This is a genomic window from Rhodococcus sp. (in: high G+C Gram-positive bacteria) (assembly GCF_049286785.1).
Taxonomy (GTDB): Bacteria; Actinomycetota; Actinomycetes; order Mycobacteriales; family Mycobacteriaceae; genus Rhodococcus_F.
The window spans coordinates 1-1,894 of the sequence record NZ_JBAQEO010000767.1 but is presented as its reverse complement, the minus strand read 5'-3'; the positions used below and the strand labels follow the sequence as shown (position 1 = coordinate 1,894).

General features: G+C 63.5%; 3 protein-coding genes. All 3 read right to left on the bottom strand.

Going from position 1 to position 1,894, the window contains the following annotated elements:
- Nucleotides 1–694 (bottom strand): signal peptidase I (locus WAW17_RS27735; RefSeq protein ID WP_422336072.1); only part of this gene is annotated, 694 nt, incomplete at its 3' end.
- 7 nt (nt 695–701) lie between these two features.
- A complete protein-coding gene (locus tag WAW17_RS27730) occupies nt 702–1,346 on the bottom strand; it encodes a SipW-dependent-type signal peptide-containing protein (protein WP_422336071.1) in 645 nt (214 codons plus the stop codon).
- Nucleotides 1,330–1,894: signal peptidase I (locus WAW17_RS27725; RefSeq protein WP_422336070.1), on the bottom strand; the 565-nt coding region annotated here is incomplete at its 5' end. The genes WAW17_RS27725 and WAW17_RS27730, both read right to left, overlap by 17 nt.

Sequence of the window (1,894 nt, the reverse complement as noted above, 5' to 3'; positions counted from 1 at the left end):
TGAATTGTGCTCGCGAAGCGAACGATCCGGTGTTCGCGGTAGCGGAATCGGTAAAGGCGGCCGCGGTGCCGGGAACGTTCCCGAGGCCGAGCACCATCGTCGCGGCCACGCCCAGAATGACGAGCGGGGTGATGGAATGAGTGCCTTCGTCCTTGGCTGGGCGTGGTGAATCATCATCGCCTGCCGAGCGCCGGCGGCCATATGGCCAGATGATGATCCACACCAGACCGGCTACAGCCAATCCGCCCAGCACAAGGGCAGCCGGACTATTCAACCAGGAGAGCGCATAGCCGAGTCCGTTGACATGGAACACAACTCGTTCTGCGGAGGTAACCACATAGCTCTGTGCGTCGGGCTCGGGGTTCGCGTCCCCCTGCAGGGTGAGGGCCGCTGCATCGCCTGCGACGGTGTCGACCGATACGACGCGGTGTGTGACGCGGACACCGTGCTGGTTCTCGACGCTGATGATGTCACCGGCGTTCACTTCGGCAGCGGGCGTGCTCCGGGTGAGGGCCAGAGCGCCGGTGGGGATGGTCGGTTCCATCGAGCCGGAGCGAAATATCAGTGGTGTGGCACCGAGTAGTACGGCAGCGACCGTCGCTACAATGCAGAGCAGCCCGGCAACCGCACCAACAGTGAGTGCGATCTCACGGACGATCCGCGCCCGGTTGGGTCGCTCGAGACGGGTGCTCATCGTGTCCTCACGCGGTGGTTGCATTGAACGTCAACGTGATAGTGGCCAGCGTTTGACTCTGCACGCTCAGTGGAGCATTGGCGGCGAGTGCAGCGACGAAACAGAGGTCTTGGGTGCCGGTAGCGGCAACGAGTGGTTGCGGGGCCGTGATGACCGGAACAGAGGCCCCCGCGCGCAGTGCCGCGGATGCTATCTGGGCGCCACTGCAACTACCTGTGTTCAACCCGCCCGAGGCTGCGTTGGTGGGCGAGGCACTGCCGAAGACCCTGAGTTGGATGTAATCAGCCAACAGGGGACTTCCTGCTGCCGTGCCCGCCGCCATCGAATATGTCACCGGGAGCGTCGAGAGCTTGTTCTGCACCTGCAGGGTCGCCGCTCTGCTCTCACCGGGAAGCATGTTGGTCATCGTCAGGCCGCTCGTTCCCGTGAACGAATACGTGTCGACTTCGTTGACCCGCAGATCTATTGTTCCGGTGCTGAATACCCCGGACGTAGCCACCGCGGAGTTGCTCCACAGAGCGAGGGTTCCGACGGCCCCGAGTCCGAGGACTATCCCGAGCGCCAGGATCGCGCGTACTCGCACGCCCACGGCACCGGTGATGAGCGACCCGAGTCGTACGCGGCGCGAGGTCGAATCAGCTCCGCGGGTCATCGGACTCCGACGTTGTCGACGGCTCACGCCGATTCCTCCTGCTGTCTCGGATGCTACCCGCGACCATCACGACTGCGTAGCCGAACAGCCCGACTACCAGCGTGCCGACGACCCACGTCCGTTGCTGACCGGTGAGCCAGTTGTTGACGTATCCCAGATAAGGGATGCTGTACCAGACCTTGCCGCGGATCTGTTTCACGAGGACGGGATTCGGGTCCGGGGTGTTGTTGGCGTCCCCTCGAGTGACGAAAGTACGTTCGCCCCGGGTGTTCTGTGCCGTCGCGATGATTCGGTGGGTCACCACCGCAGGTTCACCGGTCTTCAACTGGTAGGTGATGGGCGTTCCGACCCGGAGTTCGTCAGGTTCCGCCAGCTTGACAACGATCAACGTGCCCGGCGGATAGGTGGGCTGCATCGAGCCGGTGAGCACGGTGAATCTCTCGGCTCCCGCGACCAACGGTACGAGGATGGTGACGGTGACGACGGCAAGCAACGCAAGAAGGAGCACCGAGCTTGCGATGGAGCGAATCCACCAGATCGGCCCGGTG